The organism is Kineococcus aurantiacus (assembly GCF_013409345.1).
In the GTDB taxonomy this organism is placed as follows: Bacteria; Actinomycetota; Actinomycetes; order Actinomycetales; family Kineococcaceae; genus Kineococcus; species Kineococcus aurantiacus.
The window spans coordinates 1,109,390-1,124,933 of record NZ_JACCBB010000001.1; the positions used below are offsets into that span (position 1 = coordinate 1,109,390).

Here is a 15,544-nt window from a genome sequence, read left to right on the forward strand (position 1 = left end):
GCAACCTAACATCCAATAGGATATTGGCGTCAAGGCGACCTGATCCGGCCCCGGCCCCACCGGGCGGGCCGGCGGCTCCGGCGGGGAACTCAGGCGGGGGTGTCGAGCCCCACCGCGGCGCGGTCCTCCAGGGCCCGGCGCCGCACCGCCTCCAGGTGCTCGCGCATGCGCGCGGCCGCCGCCGCCCCGTCCCGCGCGCGCAGCGCGTCCACGACGGCCCCGTGCTCGGTGATGGCCGGCTGCGCGTCGGTCACCCCGCGCTGGACGAGCCGGAGCCGGAAGCGCTGCAGCTGGCCGTTCAGGCCCTCGAAGGCGTCGGCCAGGAAGCGGTTGCCGCCGGCGTGGTTGACGAGCCGGTGGAACTCGTTGTCGGCCCGGTGGTAGTCCTGGTAGTCGAGGAACGAGGGCCCCTTGGGGGCCCGCGCCATGCGCTCCATCGTCCCGGCCAGCCGGTCCAGCAGGTCGTCCCCGGCGTGCGCGGCCGCCGCGGAGACGTTGTGGCACTCCAGGAGCACGCGCGCGTCCATCAGCTGGTCGACCTCGCTGCGCGAGAGCAGGCCCGCCACCCGGTAGCCGCGCATGGCGACCCGCTCCACCAGGCCCGTCGACTCGATCCGCGCCATCGCCTCGCGCACCGGGGTCGGGGACACCCCCAGCAGCCGGGCCAGGCCGTCGATGCTCAGCGACTCCCCCGGCTCGGCGTTGCCGTCCATGAGCCAGGCCAGCAGCGAGGCGTGCACCGAGTCGGCGAGCGACGCGCGCGCGGGGGTGGACGGCGGCGCGGGGCGGGCTGGCACCGCGCGATCGTACCCACCGACCCCGTGCGGGCCCGGACCGCTCAGAACGACTCGAGCAGCGCCGCCACCGACGGCCGCTCGTCGTCGGCCAGGCCGGCCAGCAGCAGGCGCAGCGGTTCGAGGTCGCGCAGCTCGACGTAGGCCAGGTCGTCGGAGCGGTGCGCCGCGGCGACGGCCTCGGACGTGATGGCCATCGCCCGGCCGGTCGCCACGACCGCCAGCATCTCCTCCACCGTCCGCGCGGCCGGCCCCACCGCCCGCGGCGCGGCCCCCGACGGGCGCGGGTCGACCAGCCACACCTCCCGGTCGCTGCCGGCGTCGACGATCGGCTCGTCGTCGAGGTCGGCGATGGACAGGGACGGCTCCCGGGCCAGCCGGTGGCCGCTGGCGAAGACGGCCACGCGCCGCACCCGCGCCACGTCGACGGCCCGCACCCGCGGGTCGGCCCCGGCCCCGGCCGGGACCTGGAGGAAGACGACGTCCACGGTGCCGTCGACGAGGTCGGCGACCTCCTGCCCCCACCGCACGTGCCGCAGCACGACGTCGAGCCCGGGGCTCTCCTGGGCGTCGGCCACCAGCCGCGTGGAGACCCAGCGCGGCGTCGAGGTGCCGATGCCGACGGTCAGCCGCTCCCGCTCCCCCGAGGCCGCGACGCGCCGGGCCCGCACCAGGGCCCGGTCGAGCAGCTCGGTGATGCGCCCGGCGTCGGCGAGCAGCGCCTGCCCCGCGGGGGTCAGCGCCGAGCCCTCGCGCGCGACCCCGCGGGCGTCGCGCACCACGAGGCGGCCGCCGACGAGGGACTCCAGCCGGGCCACGGCCTGGCTCAGCGCCGGCTGCGACATCTGCAGCGAGGCGGCGGCGGTCGTGAAGCTGCGGTCGCGCGCGACGGCCTGGAGGTAGCGCAGCGACCTCACGTCGAGCTCGCCCACGCCCCGCCCGTTGCGCCCATCCACACCGTGGATGCTCTCAGAGGGGACTCCTGTGCGACAGGGAGGGCCGGTGCTGCCTACGTTGACGGCGTGCGTCCCCTCGCCCAGCTGCCCAAGGCCCACGTGCACGCGCACCTCGACGGTTCGTACCCGCGCCGGGCCGTGCTGGACCTGGCCCGGCGCCGGGGGGTGCAGGTCGACCTGCCCGTGCGCCCGGGCGCGGCCGGGGGCCCGGACGGCTGGCGCGACGTCTGGGAGTTCTTCGACGCCTACGGCCGGGTGCCGGCGCTGGTGTCCGACCTGGACGACCTGGCGGGGCTGTGCGAGGCCCTCGTCGAGCAGGAGGCCGCCGAGGGCGTCCTCTACTTCGAGCCCGCCGTCGAGCCGCAGCTGTACGCCCCCCGGCTGGGCACGCTGCGCGACGTGACGCGCGTCGTCCTGGACGCCCTGACCACCGCGGGCCGCCGGCACGGCGTCGAGGTGGGGGCCCTGGTCACCGTCAACACCGACCAGGACGAGCCCGTCGCGGCGCAGCTGGCCGCGCTCGCCGCCGAGTTCGCCGGGGCCGGCGTCACCGCGTTCGGGACGGCGGGCTTCGTCGAGCCCTCCGGGCTGGAGCGGTTCGCCGCGTGCGCCGCGACCGCCCGGGCCGCGGGGCTGCCGGTGGTCGCGCACGCGGGCCAGACGGGCGGGTGGGAGTGCGTCGCCGAGGCCGTCGACGTCCTGGGGGCCACCCGCATCGCGCACGGCGTCCGCTCGGTGGAGGACCCGGCGTTCGTGCAGCGGCTCGTCGAGACCGGCGTCGTGCTGGACGTCGCGCCGGTCTCCAACGTCGCCCTGGGGATCGTGCCGGACCTGGCCTCGCACCCGGCGCCGCAGCTGCACGCCGCCGGCGTCGGGGTGACCCTCAACGCCGACGACCAGCTGTGGTTCGGCCGCGGCGTGACCGACCAGTACGCCGTGGCCCGGCACGTGTGGGGGCTGCCCGACACCGAGCTCGCCGCGCTGGCCGGCAACGGGCTGCGGGTGGAGGGGGTGAGCGCGGCGACGCGGCAGCGGTTCGGCACCGCCCTGGCCGCCTGGCTGGCGGCGCCGTGAGCGACCCGCCCCGGCCGCTGCTGCTGTCCGCGTTCGAGGTCAGCGGCCCGAACCTGACCAGCCAGGGCCTGTGGGCGCACCCCGAGCAGGAGACGCTGCGCTACAAGGACCTCGACCACTGGCTGCGCCTGGCGACCCTCCTGGAGGAGGGGGGTTTCGACGTCCTCTTCCTCGCCGACTCCCCCGGCTACCCCGTGCTGGGCGGCCGCACGCCGGACGTCGTGTTCGAGCAGGCCGTCGAGATGCCGACGAACGACCCGCTGCTGCTGGTCCCGGCGATGGCGACGGTGACGCGGCGGCTGGGCTTCGCCGTGACGTCCTCGACGACGTTCGAGGGCCCCTACCCCAACGCGCGCCGCTTCGCGACGCTGGACCACCTCACGCGCGGGCGCATCGGCTGGAACGTGGTGACGACGAGCTCACCGGTGGTCAGCGACCTGCACGGCCGCGAGCGGCTGCCCCCGCACGACGTGCGCTACGACGTCGCCGACGAGCACCTGGAGCTGAGCTACCGGCTGTTCGAGGGCGGCTGGGAGGACGGTGCGGTGCTGGCCGACAAGGCCGCCCGCCGGTACGCCGACCCCGCCCGCGTCCACCCCGTGCACCACGACGGGCGCTGGTTCACCTCGCACGGCTACTTCAAGGTCGAGCCGTCCCCGCAGCGCACGCCGGTCCTCTTCCAGGCCGGGTCCTCCGCGCGGGGCCGGGAGTTCGCCGCCACCCACGCCGAGGTCGTGTTCCTGCAGGGCCGCGACGCGGGCACCCTGCACGCCCAGGTGCTGGACCTGCGGGCCCGGGCCGCCGCCCACGGGCGCGACCCGTCCTCGCTGCGGACGCTGGCCGGGCTGACCGTCGTCGTCGGCCGCGACCGCGACCACGCCCGGCGCCGCCTGGAGGAGTACCTGTCGTGGGTCGACGAGGACGCCGCCCGCGCCTACTTCGCCTCCATGACGGGGATCGACCTCGCCGCGCTGGACCCCGCGGGCCGCTTCGCGGACCTGCGCACCGAGGGCGGGCGCACGCAGGTCGAGCGCTACGCCGGGGAGACGGTGGCCCGGGCGCGGGCCGACTTCCTGCGGTTCGGGATGCGCGAGTTCGTCCTGACCGGCTCCCCGGTGGACGTCGCCGACCAGGTCGAGCAGCTCGCCGCGCGGACCGGCGTCGACGGGTTCAACCTCACCCCGTTCGTCGTGCCCGGCTCCTACGCGGAGTTCTGCGAGCACGTCGTGCCCGAGCTGCGCCGGCGCGGTCTGGCGCGTGAGCCCGGCAGCGTCCCGGCAGGCTCTACGCTGCGGGAAGCGATCTTCGGTGCGGGCCGCCGCCGGCTGCCCGCCGACCACCCGGCGGCCCGGTTCCGCCACGTCCCCGAGGAGCAGGCGTGAGCGAGGTCCCCACGACACCCCGGACGCGCGTCGGCGGTGTCGACGTCGAGCTGAACGGCGTCAACGCCGTCAGCGAGGCCGAACGGCACGGCCGGCCCCGGGACCTGTTCTGGCCGTGGTTCGCCGCCAACGTCTCCGTCCTGGCCGTCAGCTACGGCTCCTTCGTGCTGGGTTTCGGCATCTCCTTCTGGCAGGCGACGCTCGTCTCGGTGGCCGGTGTCGTCGTGTCCTACGTCGTCGTCGGGCTCGTCGCCATCGCCGGCAAGCGCGGGTCGGCGCCGACGATGACGTTGTCGCGCGCCGCCTTCGGGGTGGACGGGAACCGGCTGCCCTCGCTGGTGTCGTGGCTGCTGACGCTGGGCTGGGAGACGTCCCTGGCCGCCGTGGCCGTCCTGGCCACCGCCACCGTCCTGGGCCGGCTCGGCGCCGGCGGCGGCACGGGCACCAAGCTCGTCGCCCTCGTGATCGTCGTCGGGCTCATCGTCCTGGGCGGCACGCTGGGGTTCCGGGTCATCATGCGCATGCAGCGCTGGATCACCGTGGTCACCGCCGTCCTGACGGTGCTGTACATCGCCTTCGCGGCCGGCTCGGTCGACTGGGGGACGGTCTCGGCGATCCCGGCCGGCGACACCGCGGCCGTCGTGGGCGCGTTCACCATGGTCATGACGGGGTTCGGGCTGGGCTGGGCCAACGCCGCGGCCGACTACTCCCGCTACCTGCCGCGGGACGCCTCCAGCGGCGGGGTGGTGCTGTGGACGACGCTGGGGTCCTCGCTGGGGCCGGCGGTGCTGCTGGTCTTCGGGGCGCTCGTCGTGGGCTCGCAGCCGGACCTGAGCGCGCGCGTGGCGGCCGACCCGGTGGGGGCGCTGACCGACATCCTGCCGACGTGGTTCCTCGTGCCGTTCGCGGTCGTGGCCGTCCTGGGCCTGGTCGGCGGGGCGGTCATGGACATCTACTCCTCGGGGCTGGCCCTGCTCAACGTGGGCCTGCGGGTGCCCCGGCCGGTGGCGGTGCTCGTCGACGCGTGCCTCATGGTCGCCGGCGCGATCTACATCGCGTTCTTCTCGGTGGACTTCCTCACCCCGTTCCAGGGGTTCCTCATCACCCTGGGCGTGCCGATCGCGGCGTGGGCCGGCATCTTCCTGGCCGACCTCGCGACGCGGCGCGCCGGCTACGCCGAGGACGAGCTGCTCGACGCGCGGGGCCGCTACGGGTCGGTGCGCTGGCTGCCGGTCCTGACGATGGCCGGGGCGACGGCGATCGGCTGGGGGCTGGTGTCGAACGCCAACGCCTCGTGGCTGGCCTGGCAGGGGTACTTCTTCGAGCCGCTGGGGCTGGCGACGTGGGTGCCGCCGTCGGGGCAGGACGCGGGGTACTGGGACGGCGACTGGGGGTACGCGGGCCTGGGCGTGCTGCTGGCCTTCGCCCTCGGCTTCGTCGTCGTGGCCGTGTTCGGCCGGGGCGCCGTCCGCGCCCAGGAGTCGCGGTCGCACGACTCCCGGGCGTGAGGGTTCAGGCGCGCTGGACGCTGACCTTCGGCGGCGTCTGCAGCGTCTGGGCGATGACGCAGTAGCGCTCGGCCAGGGAGACCATCTTGGCCTCGGTCGCCTCGTCGGCGTCGGAGGAGAAGTCGAAGGTGATGGTCACGTCGGTGATGCCGACGGGGACCTCGCGCGCGACGCCCAGGGTGCCGCGGGCGTCCCAGTGCGCGTCGACCGTGACGGAGGCGTTGCGCAGCTCCACGCCCATCGCCGTGGCGACGCTGCGCAGCGTCACCCCGGCGCAGGCCGCCACGGCCTCGCACAGCATGTCCGCCGAGCACGCCTCGGTGCCGTCACCGCCGGCGGCGGGGTGCAGCCCGGCGCGGGTGGTGCCCGCGAAGCCGTCGACCGAGACGCCGATGGACTGGCCGTCCAGCACCGCCACGGCCCGGGCCGGGACCAGCGCCTGCGCGGGGTCCTCCCGGTAGGCGTCCTTCAACGGCTTCTGCAGGGCCCTCAGTTCGGTCGAATCCACCGGGGAAGCTTAGGCCCCGCTGCCGTTGCCGTCGCAACTTCCGCGAGACTGCCCCTGTGAAGTGGAGCACCGCCCTGAAGACCCTGCAGGACGTCGCCGACGGCTGCGCGCACGTGGGCCGCCAGCCCGAGGGGATCGTCCGGCTGAGGGTCTTCCAGGCGTGGGTCTTCGGGACCCTGCTGGGGCCCCGGACCGACGACGTCGACGACGCCACCGGGGTCCGGGTCGCCCTCGTGACCAACGCCCGCGAGGGCGAGTGCGCCTTCGGCACCCGCCCGCCCGCGGCCGGGCACTGGCTCGCCGCCTCGGGGCTGGCGACGAGACCGGCCCAGCTGTTCTTCCGGTCCGGCGAGGTGCCCGTGTGGAACCACGTCGTCGACCGCCCGGTGCGGTTCTGGACGCGCGAGGAGGGTCTCGACGCGGACGTGCTGGAGCGGCTGCGCGCCGGGGAGGGGGCCGCGCTGCGGGGCGAGCCGCCGACGCCGGCCGAGCTGGCCGCCCGCCTGGACGCCGAGCTCGCCGTGAGCCTGGAGGCGTTGCGCCGCACGGCCTCGGAGTACGACGCGAAGCGGTGGTCACCGGGTTCGCCGGAACGGCGCGGCGACGCCCTGGCCGACGCCGCGCTGGGGTACCTGGACCTGCGGACGGCCAGGGGTACCCTCCGGCCATGAGCGACGAGACCGTCCCGGACAAGCTCGCCTACCGCCTCCTCACCGGGCCCGACGACCGGTCCTTCTGCGAGAAGGTCAGCGCGGCCCTGGCCGACGGGTACGTGCTGCACGGCAGCCCGTCGGTGACGACGACCGACGGGCGCACCGTCGCCGCCCAGGCCGTCGTCCTCCCCCACGTCCTGGGCTGAGCGCCCGGCGGCCCCCGGGCGGGGGCCCGTTGCGGCACCCGTGACCGTTACCGCTGTCTGACAGGCGGTGTTAAGGTGCGGGCAGGTCATGAGTGACAGCGAGAAGCCCTGGCTGGCTGTCCGGCAACCCTCCCCCGCGGCGGGGTGCCCCAGGTGAGGACCTGGCCGGACGATCCCGTCCGGCAAGCGCGGATCGCCGGACGTCGTCGATCACGGCAGCTGCGAGCCGCGCGCCCGCCCGCACGACAACCGGAGTGTCCTCGTGTCCACCGCCCCCGCCCTGCCCGACAAGCCCAAGCGCCGCGGCCTGCTCTACGGCCTGATCGCCGCCGTCGTCGTCATCGCCGTCGTGATCGTCGCGATCGTCCTGGGCACCCGCGACGACTCCACCAGCACCTCGGCCTCCGGCGGTGAGGCCAGGACGGTGAAGATCGGCGTCGCCGACAAGTCGCTGCCGTACTGGACGACCTACACCGAGCTCGCCGAGTCCAAGCTCGGCGTGACGGTCGAGCTGGTGAACTTCTCCGACTACACGCTGCCGAACCCGGCGCTGTCGCAGGGGGAGCTGGACCTGAACCAGTTCCAGCACATCCAGTACCTGGCGAACTACAACGCCACCGCGGACGACGACCTGCAGCCCATCGGCGCGACCGCCGTGTACCCGCTGCCGCTGTACTCCCTCACCGCGAAGTCCGCCGCCGAGCTGCCCGCCGACGCGCAGGTCGCGATCCCCAACGACGCCATCAACGAGGCCCGCGGCCTCCTCGTGCTGCAGCAGGCCGGCCTGGTCACGCTGAAGGACGGCGGCACCGCGTTCTCCACGACGAACGACATCGAGTCCTCGAAGGTGAAGGTCACCACCGTCGCCGCCGACCAGACCGCCAGCGCCCTGCAGTCCGGGTCGGTCGCCGCCGCCATCGTCAACAACAACTACGCGACCGCCGCGAAGCTGTCCGACGAGAACATCATCGTCAAGGACGACCCGACCGCCGCCGCGGCCGCGCCGTACGTCAACATCTTCGCCGCCCGCAAGGCCGACGTGGACGACGAGACCTACCTCGACCTGGCCGCGCTGTGGCACGACCCGGCCGTGCAGGAGGTCTTCCTGCAGGACAACCCCAGCGCGGTCGTGCAGGACACCCCCGCCGCGGACCTGCAGGCGGAGACGGTGAAGGTCGAGGCCGACGCGAAGGCCGCCCAGGGCAAGTGACCGCGCTCATCACCCTGGAGAACGTCTCCAAGCGCTTCGACCGCCGCGACGGGTCCTCCGTCGCGGCGGTCGACGCCGTTTCGCTGGAGGTGCGGACCGGTGAGGTGCTCGCGGTCATCGGGTACTCCGGTGCCGGCAAGTCCACCCTGGTCCGGCTGCTCAACGCCCTGGAGAAGCCGACGTCGGGCAGCGTCCTCGTCGGCGGCCAGGACCTGACGAAGCTGTCCGAGGGGGAACTGCGGGCGGCCCGCTCGAAGATCGGGATGATCTTCCAGCAGTTCAACCTCTTCCGGTCCCGGACCGTCGCCGGGAACGTCGCCTACCCGCTGAAGGTCGCGGGCGTGGGCAAGGCCGAGCGCGACCGGCGCACCGCCGAGCTCCTCGACTTCGTCGGGCTGCTCGACCGCGCGCACTCCTACCCCGAGCAGCTGTCCGGCGGGCAGAAGCAGCGCGTCGGCATCGCCCGGGCGCTGGCCACGAACCCCCCGCTGCTGCTGGCCGACGAGGCCACCAGCGCGCTGGACCCCGAGACCACGACCGAGGTGCTGTCGCTGCTGCGCCGGGTCAACGCCGAACTGGGCGTGACGATCGTCGTCATCACCCATGAGATGGACGCCGTGCGCCAGATCGCCGACCGCGTCGCGGTCATGGAGGACGGCAGGCTCGTCGAGATCGGCGACGTCTACGACGTGTTCTCGGACCCGCGGACGGCGGCGGCGCAGCGGTTCGTGCGCAGCGCCACCCACGACCGCCCGTCGGCCGACACCCTGGCGCGGTTGCGCCACCAGCACCCGGGCCGGATCGTCAGCGTCCGCATCACCGACGAACCCGGTCTGCAGCAGCGCATCGACACCGCGTTCCGCACCACGGGCACGACGGCCGAACTCGTCTACGGCGGGGTGTCGGAGATCCGCGAACGCCGCACCGGGTCGCTGACGTACGAGCTGACGGGGAACGTCGACGCCGCCCTCGAGGCGCTGCGGGCCGACGGCGTCCACGCCGACGAGGAGGACTGAGGATGGACTTCAGCGGTTTCCTCGAGACGTTCGGCGTCTTCCGCGACGCCATCTGGCAGACGCTGCTCATGGCGGTCGTCTCCCTGATCTGCTCCGGCGTGCTGGGGCTGGTCCTGGGGGTGGCGCTGTACGCGACCCGGCCGGGCAACCTGTTCGGCAACCGGTTCGTGTTCGGGTTGCTCGGGTTCGTCGTGAACGTGGTGCGCCCCATCCCGTTCATCATCTTCCTGGCCGCCATCACGCCGCTGCAGATCGCGGTGGTGGGCACGACGATCGGGACGACGGCGGTGACGTTCGCCATCTCGCTGGCGGCGGCGTTCGCGGTGTCCCGCATCGTCGAGCAGTCGCTCGTGAGCGTGGACCCCGGTGTCGTCGAGGCGGCCCGCGCCGTGGGGGCCTCGCGGATCGCGATCCTCGTCGGCGTCGTGATCCCCGAGGGCCTGGGCCCGCTGATCCTGGGGTACACGTTCATCTTCGTCGGGATCGTCGACATGACGGCGCAGGCCGGTCTGGTCGGCGGCGGCGGGCTGGGCGACTACGCCATCACGTACGGCAAGCAGCGGTACGACTACGGGATCATCTACGTCGCCGTGGCCGCGATCATCGTCATCGTGCAGGTGGGGCAGGTCGTCGGGAACCGCCTGGCCCGCGGGGTCATGCGGAGGTAGCGCACCGCCCCGGTCAGGGGCACAGGGCCTGCCAGACGTCCGGGTGCATCTCGAAGCGCTCAGACGTCTGGGGTCCGGTGACCTCCCCGTCGGAGTTCAGCCGGAACGTGCCCTGCTCGGCGTGGACCTCGACGACCTTCCCGGTGGCGGTCGTGACGTCCTGGCGCTCGACGTGCACGCCGCGGCGCAGGCCCGCGGCGAACCCGAGGCGGGCCAGCGGGCCGGTGGAGGTGCTGACGACGACGTCGGCGACGCCGTCGTGCGGGTCGGCGCCGGGCACGAGGGGCGCTCCCCCGCCGATGGTGCCGCCGATGCCGATGCCGACCAGGAGCACGGGCCGGTCGCCGGGGTTCACGACCTGGCCGTCGACCTCGACGCGCAGGGCGAAGCCCCGGCCGGCGCTGATGCCGGCCCACACCGCGCCGACGGGGTAGGCCCCCGCCCCCAGCCCCTTCTTCAGCCGCTGGGCCTTGGCCGTGGCCGAGGCCCCGATGCCGGCGTGGACGGTGTTGACGGTGATGCGCCCGTGGGAGTCGACGAGCAGTTCCAGCCCGCGGGGGCGCCCGGTGGTGACGACGCGGGCGGCGGCGACGGGGTCCAGCGGCAGCCGCAGGGAACGGGCCAGGTCGTTGCCGGTCCCCAGGGGGACGATGCCCAGCGGCCCCACGTCCCAGGTCCTCCCGGCGTCCCACAGCACCTGCAGGGCGGCGTGCAGCGACCCGTCCCCGCCGAGCAGGACGAGGCGGCGGCCGTCGGCGCCCAGCAGCGCGTCCCGCAGGTCGTCGGTGCCGCGGGTGCGGCGCAGCTCGACGTCCCCGGCGCGGCCCAGCTCACCGACGACGGCCTCGACGGCGTTGGCGCGCGCGGACCCCGCACCGGCGTTGACGACGGCCAGGAACTCGTTCTCGCTCACGCGCTGCCCAACGGACCAGCACCCCGGCGGGTGCCGGGCGTGGCCCGGCTCACAGCCGACTCACCGCCGGGACCAGCACCGGGCCCACCGCCGGGCCCACCGCCGGGCCGTCCTGCGGTCCGGGCCCGACGCGCCTGTGCGGTGTCTGGAAGCGGACCGGGAAGCGGGTTAGCCTCGGACCACGCTGACGAGGAGGTCACCGATGCCCGCTCCCGCTCCCGGGGACGACCCGTACGAAGAGGTCCGCTCCTCCCCGGAGTTCCAGGCCCTGCGCCGGCGGTTCCGCCGGTTCGTCCTGCCCCTGGCCGCGCTGTTCCTGGTCTGGTACGCCGTCTACGTCCTGCTCGCCGACTACGCGCACGGGTTCATGAGCACCCGGGTCGGCGGCTCCAACATCACCGTGGGCCTGCTGTTCGGCCTCGGCCAGTTCGTCTCCACCTTCGCCATCACCACCGTGTACGTGCGGTGGGCGAACCGGCGCTTCGACCCGGCCGCGGACGCGCTGCGGCACGAGGTCGAGCAGCGCGTCGCGCGCGGCACGGAGGTGCAGCGGTGACCGACATCGGCGAACCCCTCGTCAACATCGCCATCTTCGTCGTGTTCGTCGCGGTGACGCTGGTGGTCGTGCTGCGCGCCAGCCGCGGCAACCGCACCGCCGCCGACTTCTACGCCGGGGGCCGCTCCTTCACCGGGCCGCAGAACGGCATCGCGATCGCCGGGGACTACCTGTCGGCGGCGAGCTTCCTCGGCATCGCCGGGGCGATCGCGGTCTACGGCTACGACGGGTTCCTCTACTCCATCGGGTTCCTCGTGGCCTGGCTGGTGGCGCTGCTGCTGGTCGCCGAACTGCTGCGCAACACCGGCCGCTTCACCATGGCCGACGTCCTCAGCTTCCGGCTGGCCGAGCGGCCGGTGCGGCTGGCCGCGGCGATCTCGACGCTGGCCGTCTCGTTCTTCTACCTGCTCGCCCAGATGGCCGGGGCCGGCGGGCTGGTGGCGCTGCTGCTGGGGATCGACTCCGCCGCGGGGCAGAACGTCGTCATCGCGGTCGTGGGGACGCTGATGATCCTGTACGTCCTGGTCGGCGGCATGAAGGGCACCACGTGGGTGCAGATCATCAAGGCGTGCCTGCTCGTCGCCGGGGCCGGGGTCATGACGGTGTGGGTGCTGGCCCGGTACGGGTTCAACCTGTCCGACCTGCTCGGCGCGGCCGTGGCCGCCCCCGGGTCGGCCGGTGAGGCGCTGCTGGGGCCGGGGGCGCAGTACGGCGCGACCGGCACGTCGCGGCTGAACTTCCTGTCGCTGTCGCTGGCCCTGGTGCTGGGGACGGCGGGCCTGCCGCACGTGCTCATGCGCTTCTACACGGTGCCCTCGTCCCGGGAGGCGCGCCGCAGCGTCGTGTGGGCCATCTGGATCATCGGGTTCTTCTACCTGTTCACCCTGGTGCTGGGCTACGGCGCCGGCGCCCTGGTGGGCAAGGAGGCCATCCTCGCCGCCCCCGGGAAGGTGAACTCCGCGGCCCCGCTGCTGGCGTACGAGCTGGGCGGGACGGTCCTGCTGGGGGTCATCGCGGCCGTCGCCTTCGCCACCATCCTCGCCGTCGTGGCGGGGCTGGCCATCACCGCCAGCGCCTCCTTCGCCCACGACGTGTACGCCTCGGTGATCAAGCGCGGCAAGGCCGACCCGGCCTCGGAGGTGCGGGTGGCGCGCCTGACCGTCGTCGTCATCGGCGCCGTGGCGATCGTCGGGGGGATCTTCGCCAACGGGCAGAACGTCGCGTTCCTGGTGGCCCTGGCCTTCGCCGTGGCCGCCAGCGCGAACCTGCCGACGATCCTGTACTCGCTGTTCTGGCCGCGGTTCACCACCCGCGGGGCGCTGTGGAGCATGTACGGCGGGCTGATCTCCTGCCTGGTGCTCATCGCCTCCTCCCCCGTGGTGTCCGGGAAGGTCGACCCGGTGACGGGCGCGTCGCTGTCGATGATCCGCGACACGTCGGTGGACTTCTCCTGGTTCCCGCTGGAGAACCCCGGGCTGGTGACGATCCCGCTGGCCTTCCTGCTCGGGTGGCTGGGTTCGGTCACCGGCCGCGAGCGCGGCGGCGAGCGGCGCGCGGCGCAGATGGAGGTGCGCAGCCTCACCGGGGCCGGCGCGGAGAAGGCCGTGGAGCACTGAGGGTCGCCGCCGGGCTCACAGGGGCGCCCAGGACCCGTCGGGGCGGGCGACCTCCCCGCCGGCGTCCCACCGGTACACCGGCCGCCCGTCCAGGACGACGTGCAGCGCGCGGGACATGAGGTCGAGCGGGTCCCCGGACCACACCACGACGTCGCCGTCGAGGCCGGGGGCCAGCGACCCGACGCGGTCGTCCAGGCCGAGGATCCGGGCCGGGTTGAGGGTCAGGGCGCGCAGGGCCTCGTCGCGGTCGAGCCCCTCCTTGACGGCGAAGGCCGCCGAGACGGGCAGGTACTGGATCGGCACGACGGGGTGGTCGGTGGTGAGGGCGACCCGCAGCCCGGCCCCGGCGAGCAGGCCGGGGACGGCCAGGGAGCGGTGGCGCAGCTCCACCTTGGAGCGGGAGGTCAGCAGCGGCCCGACGACGGCCGGCAGCCCCCGCTCCCGCAGCAGGTCCAGGACGAGGTGGCCCTCGGTGACGTGGTTGAGGACGAGCCGGTAGCCGAACTCGTCGGCGAGGCGGACGGCGGTGGCGATGTCGTCGGCGCGGTGGGCGTGCTGGTGCCACACGAGCTCACCGGCCAGGACGCGGGCCAGCACCTCGGCGTCGCGGTCGTCGCCCGCGGCCGGCAGCCCGTCGTCGTGCGGGCGGGCCGCGAACCGCTGCGCGGCGGCGAAGGCGTCGCGCAGCGCGGCGGCCGTGCCCATGCGCGTCGTGGGCCCGCCGGCGTTCTTCTTCGGGTTCTCCCCCAGCGCGCTCTTCACCCCGACCGGGGCCCGCAGGAGCATGTCGTCCACCGTCGTCCCCCACGTCTTCAGCGCCGCCGTCTGGCCGCCGACGACGTTGGCCGAGCCGGGCAGCACGGCGACGGTGGTGACCCCGGTGCTCAGGGCGTCGGCGAAGCCGCGGTCGGAGGGGTCGACACCGTCCCAGCTGCGCAGCCGGGCCCCGCGGGGCTCGCCCTTCTCGTTGACGTCGGCGCCGTGCCAGCCCTCGCCCTCGGCGTGGACGCCGAGGTGGGTGTGCGGGTCGACGAACCCGGGCAGCACGAGGCAGCCCGTGGCGTCGAGGACGGGGATCCCGGCGGGGACGGGGACGTCGCCGACGGCGGCGATCCGGCCGTCGCGCACGACGACGGTGCCGTGCTCGCGCTGACCGACCCAGTCCGGGGTCAGGCGCAGCAGGGTGCCGCCGACGACCGCGACGTCCCGGGCGGGTGGGGGGGTGCTCACGCGCCCACTGTCGCAGCGACCGTCGCGCCGCGCCGCCCGGGCGGATCAGCCGGCCAGCCCGGCGGCCGAGCGGTCCAGCTCCTCCCCCACGACGTCCAGCAGCCGGGGCACGTCGACGACGAGGTCGGCGCGCGCGTCGGGGAAGCGCAGCGGCCACGGCAGCCGCGGTTCGGAGCCCACCACGGCCCGGTGGCGCACCCGCGCCGCCCGGGCCAGCTTGACGAACGTCGGGTACACCAGGGCTCGGGGCGTCAGCTCGACCACGGCGGCGCCGGGGCGGGTGAAGACGAGGTTCGTCAGGCCCGCCCCGTGGACGCCCACGACGACGTCGGCCGCGGCGAACGTCTCGACCTCCTCGGCGAGGGTGAGGGTGGCGGGGTCGACGACCTCGAACCCGTGCTGCTCCAGGCCGGCGAGGACGGCGTCGGCGTTGAGCAGGACCCGGCGCTCCCCCCCGGTGCGGTGGACGACGAGCCGGCGGCCGGTCGCGGGGACCGCGACGGCCGGCGCGGCGGCCCGCACGTGGTCGACGGCCTGCGGGGAGACCCACCGGTTGCGTCCGGGGACGCTCGCGGCGACGAGCCGGTCGGTGGCGAAGTGCGCGCCGGGGTCGGTGACCTCGACCCGGCGGTCGGGGGGGACGCCCAGCGCGTCGAGCCACTGCGGCACGAACGCCGGGGCCCGGCCCGGGACGAGCCAGTGGTCGACCTCGTGGACGCCGCCGGGCAGGGCCCGCAGAGCGGCGAGCGCGCGGGGCACGACCTGGACCGTCCAGTGGTAGTAGTTCGGCGACCACGGCGACAGCAGCGTGACGGTCGTGCCGGGCAGGTGCTCGGGGGGCCGCAGGGACCGGGGGTCCGGCAGCATCGTGCGCGCCGGGAAACCCGCCTCCTGCCACAGGTCCTCGACGAGCCGGCCGCGGTGGAACACCCAACCCTCACGTCCGGTGAGAGTTGCTCCGGGCAACTCCGCGACGAACTGCTCGGGGACGACGCCGACGTCGCGCTGCCGGACGGCCCACCGGTCGGCGACGTCGAACTCGGCCGGGACGGCCAGGCGCACGCGCCGGGCCGGTTCCACGAGGTGGTAGCGGACCCCGGGCCCGGCGAGGTCGCGGGGCCGGACCCCCGGCACCACCACCGCGCGCACGCCGCGCCCGGCCGACCGCAGCGCCTCCAGGCGGTACCCCGCCGCGCTCGCGGCCAGGTACCGCCACCCGACCCGTTCGTCCACGGGGGAGACAGTGCCACCTCC

At 74.7% G+C, this 15,544-nt stretch carries 16 protein-coding genes and 1 riboswitch; of the genes, 10 read left to right on the plus strand and 6 right to left on the minus strand.

Features of this window, described 5'->3' with window-relative positions:
• Positions 1 to 89: 89 nt before the first annotated feature.
• Together BJ968_RS05250 and BJ968_RS05255 are read right to left on the minus strand one after the other, a co-directional pair.
• Positions 90 to 797, minus strand: a complete 708-nt coding sequence (locus BJ968_RS05250) for an FCD domain-containing protein (RefSeq protein WP_179749842.1) — start codon at positions 795 to 797, stop codon at positions 90 to 92.
• Between the two features lie 41 nt (positions 798 to 838).
• Complete coding sequence (locus BJ968_RS05255; RefSeq protein ID WP_179749844.1) at positions 839 to 1,726, minus strand: LysR family transcriptional regulator; 888 nt, start codon at positions 1,724 to 1,726, stop codon at positions 839 to 841.
• 90 nt (positions 1,727 to 1,816) lie between these two features.
• Between BJ968_RS05255 and add the strand changes: the two genes are divergently transcribed.
• Genes add through BJ968_RS05270 form a run of 3 tightly spaced genes read left to right on the plus strand, consistent with a single transcriptional unit; the run spans position 1,817 to position 5,714 of the window.
• Entirely contained in the window at positions 1,817 to 2,824 is a 1,008-nt protein-coding gene (gene add / locus BJ968_RS05260) for an adenosine deaminase (protein WP_179749846.1), read from the plus strand.
• Positions 2,821 to 4,206: an NtaA/DmoA family FMN-dependent monooxygenase gene (locus BJ968_RS05265; RefSeq protein WP_179749848.1), complete on the plus strand. Its 1,386-nt coding sequence runs from the start codon at positions 2,821 to 2,823 to the stop codon at positions 4,204 to 4,206. The genes add and BJ968_RS05265 overlap by 4 nt, the downstream gene beginning before the upstream one ends.
• Positions 4,203 to 5,714 carry a cytosine permease gene (locus BJ968_RS05270; protein WP_179749850.1) on the plus strand — a complete coding sequence of 504 codons (1,512 nt, stop codon included), beginning with the start codon at positions 4,203 to 4,205 and terminating at the stop codon, positions 5,712 to 5,714. The genes BJ968_RS05265 and BJ968_RS05270 overlap by 4 nt, the downstream gene beginning before the upstream one ends.
• A 4-nt stretch (positions 5,715 to 5,718) precedes the next feature.
• Here BJ968_RS05270 and BJ968_RS05275 read toward each other — a convergent pair whose 3' ends face one another.
• A complete protein-coding gene (locus BJ968_RS05275; protein ID WP_179749853.1) occupies positions 5,719 to 6,222 on the minus strand; it encodes an OsmC family protein in 504 nt (167 codons plus the stop codon).
• A gap of 56 nt (positions 6,223 to 6,278) precedes the next feature.
• Here BJ968_RS05275 and BJ968_RS05280 point away from each other — a divergent pair, with 56 nt between their 5' ends.
• The 5 genes from BJ968_RS05280 to BJ968_RS05300 all read left to right on the plus strand — a co-directional run bounded on the left by BJ968_RS05280 (position 6,279) and on the right by BJ968_RS05300 (position 9,975).
• Positions 6,279 to 6,893 carry a DUF7711 family protein gene (locus BJ968_RS05280; RefSeq protein ID WP_179749855.1) on the plus strand — a complete coding sequence of 205 codons (615 nt, stop codon included), beginning with the start codon at positions 6,279 to 6,281 and terminating at the stop codon, positions 6,891 to 6,893.
• A complete protein-coding gene (locus BJ968_RS05285; RefSeq protein ID WP_179749857.1) occupies positions 6,890 to 7,081 on the plus strand; it encodes a DUF1737 domain-containing protein in 192 nt (63 codons plus the stop codon). Before BJ968_RS05280 ends, BJ968_RS05285 begins: the two co-directional genes overlap by 4 nt.
• Before the next feature lie 84 nt (positions 7,082 to 7,165).
• Positions 7,166 to 7,276: riboswitch (SAM riboswitch) on the plus strand.
• A gap of 67 nt (positions 7,277 to 7,343) precedes the next feature.
• Positions 7,344 to 8,291, plus strand: a complete 948-nt coding sequence (locus BJ968_RS05290; protein ID WP_179749859.1) for a MetQ/NlpA family ABC transporter substrate-binding protein — start codon at positions 7,344 to 7,346, stop codon at positions 8,289 to 8,291.
• The gene (locus BJ968_RS05295; RefSeq protein ID WP_179749861.1) at positions 8,288 to 9,307 is read left to right on the plus strand and encodes an ATP-binding cassette domain-containing protein; all 1,020 of its coding nucleotides are present in this window, start codon (positions 8,288 to 8,290) and stop codon (positions 9,305 to 9,307) included. The genes BJ968_RS05290 and BJ968_RS05295 overlap by 4 nt, the downstream gene beginning before the upstream one ends.
• A 2-nt stretch (positions 9,308 to 9,309) precedes the next feature.
• Positions 9,310 to 9,975 (plus strand): methionine ABC transporter permease, encoded by a 666-nt coding sequence (locus BJ968_RS05300; protein ID WP_179749863.1) that lies wholly within the window; start codon positions 9,310 to 9,312, stop codon positions 9,973 to 9,975.
• Positions 9,976 to 9,988: 13 nt separating this feature from the next.
• On the opposite strand, the gene BJ968_RS05305 is transcribed toward BJ968_RS05300, so the two are convergent.
• Positions 9,989 to 10,888: a diacylglycerol kinase family protein gene (locus tag BJ968_RS05305; RefSeq protein WP_179749866.1), complete on the minus strand. Its 900-nt coding sequence runs from the start codon at positions 10,886 to 10,888 to the stop codon at positions 9,989 to 9,991.
• A 202-nt stretch (positions 10,889 to 11,090) separates the two neighbouring features.
• On the opposite strand from BJ968_RS05305, the gene BJ968_RS05310 reads away from it, so the two are divergent.
• Together BJ968_RS05310 and BJ968_RS05315 are read left to right on the plus strand one after the other, a co-directional pair.
• Complete coding sequence (locus tag BJ968_RS05310; protein ID WP_179749868.1) at positions 11,091 to 11,444, plus strand: DUF485 domain-containing protein; 354 nt, start codon at positions 11,091 to 11,093, stop codon at positions 11,442 to 11,444.
• A complete protein-coding gene (locus BJ968_RS05315) occupies positions 11,441 to 13,060 on the plus strand; it encodes a sodium:solute symporter family transporter (protein ID WP_179749870.1) in 1,620 nt (539 codons plus the stop codon). The genes BJ968_RS05310 and BJ968_RS05315 overlap by 4 nt, the downstream gene beginning before the upstream one ends.
• 15 nt (positions 13,061 to 13,075) lie before the next feature.
• Here BJ968_RS05315 and BJ968_RS05320 read toward each other — a convergent pair whose 3' ends face one another.
• Together BJ968_RS05320 and BJ968_RS05325 are read right to left on the minus strand one after the other, a co-directional pair.
• Positions 13,076 to 14,242, minus strand: coding sequence for an amidohydrolase (locus tag BJ968_RS05320; RefSeq protein WP_218885521.1), 1,167 nt, complete (start codon positions 14,240 to 14,242; stop codon positions 13,076 to 13,078).
• 93 nt (positions 14,243 to 14,335) lie between these two features.
• A complete protein-coding gene (locus BJ968_RS05325) occupies positions 14,336 to 15,523 on the minus strand; it encodes a glycosyltransferase 61 family protein (RefSeq protein WP_179749874.1) in 1,188 nt (395 codons plus the stop codon).
• Positions 15,524 to 15,544: the final 21 nt, after the last annotated feature.

Bases quoted from the DNA above. Each gene is read 5' to 3' on its own strand.
- BJ968_RS05300 (WP_179749863.1), top strand. From the start codon at position 9,310: ATGGACTTCAGCGGTTTCCTCGAGACGTTCGGCGTCTTCCGCGACGCC.
- BJ968_RS05310 (WP_179749868.1), top strand. From the start codon at position 11,091: ATGCCCGCTCCCGCTCCCGGGGACGACCCGTACGAAGAGGTCCGCTCC.
- BJ968_RS05285 (WP_179749857.1), top strand. From the start codon at position 6,890: ATGAGCGACGAGACCGTCCCGGACAAGCTCGCCTACCGCCTCCTCACC.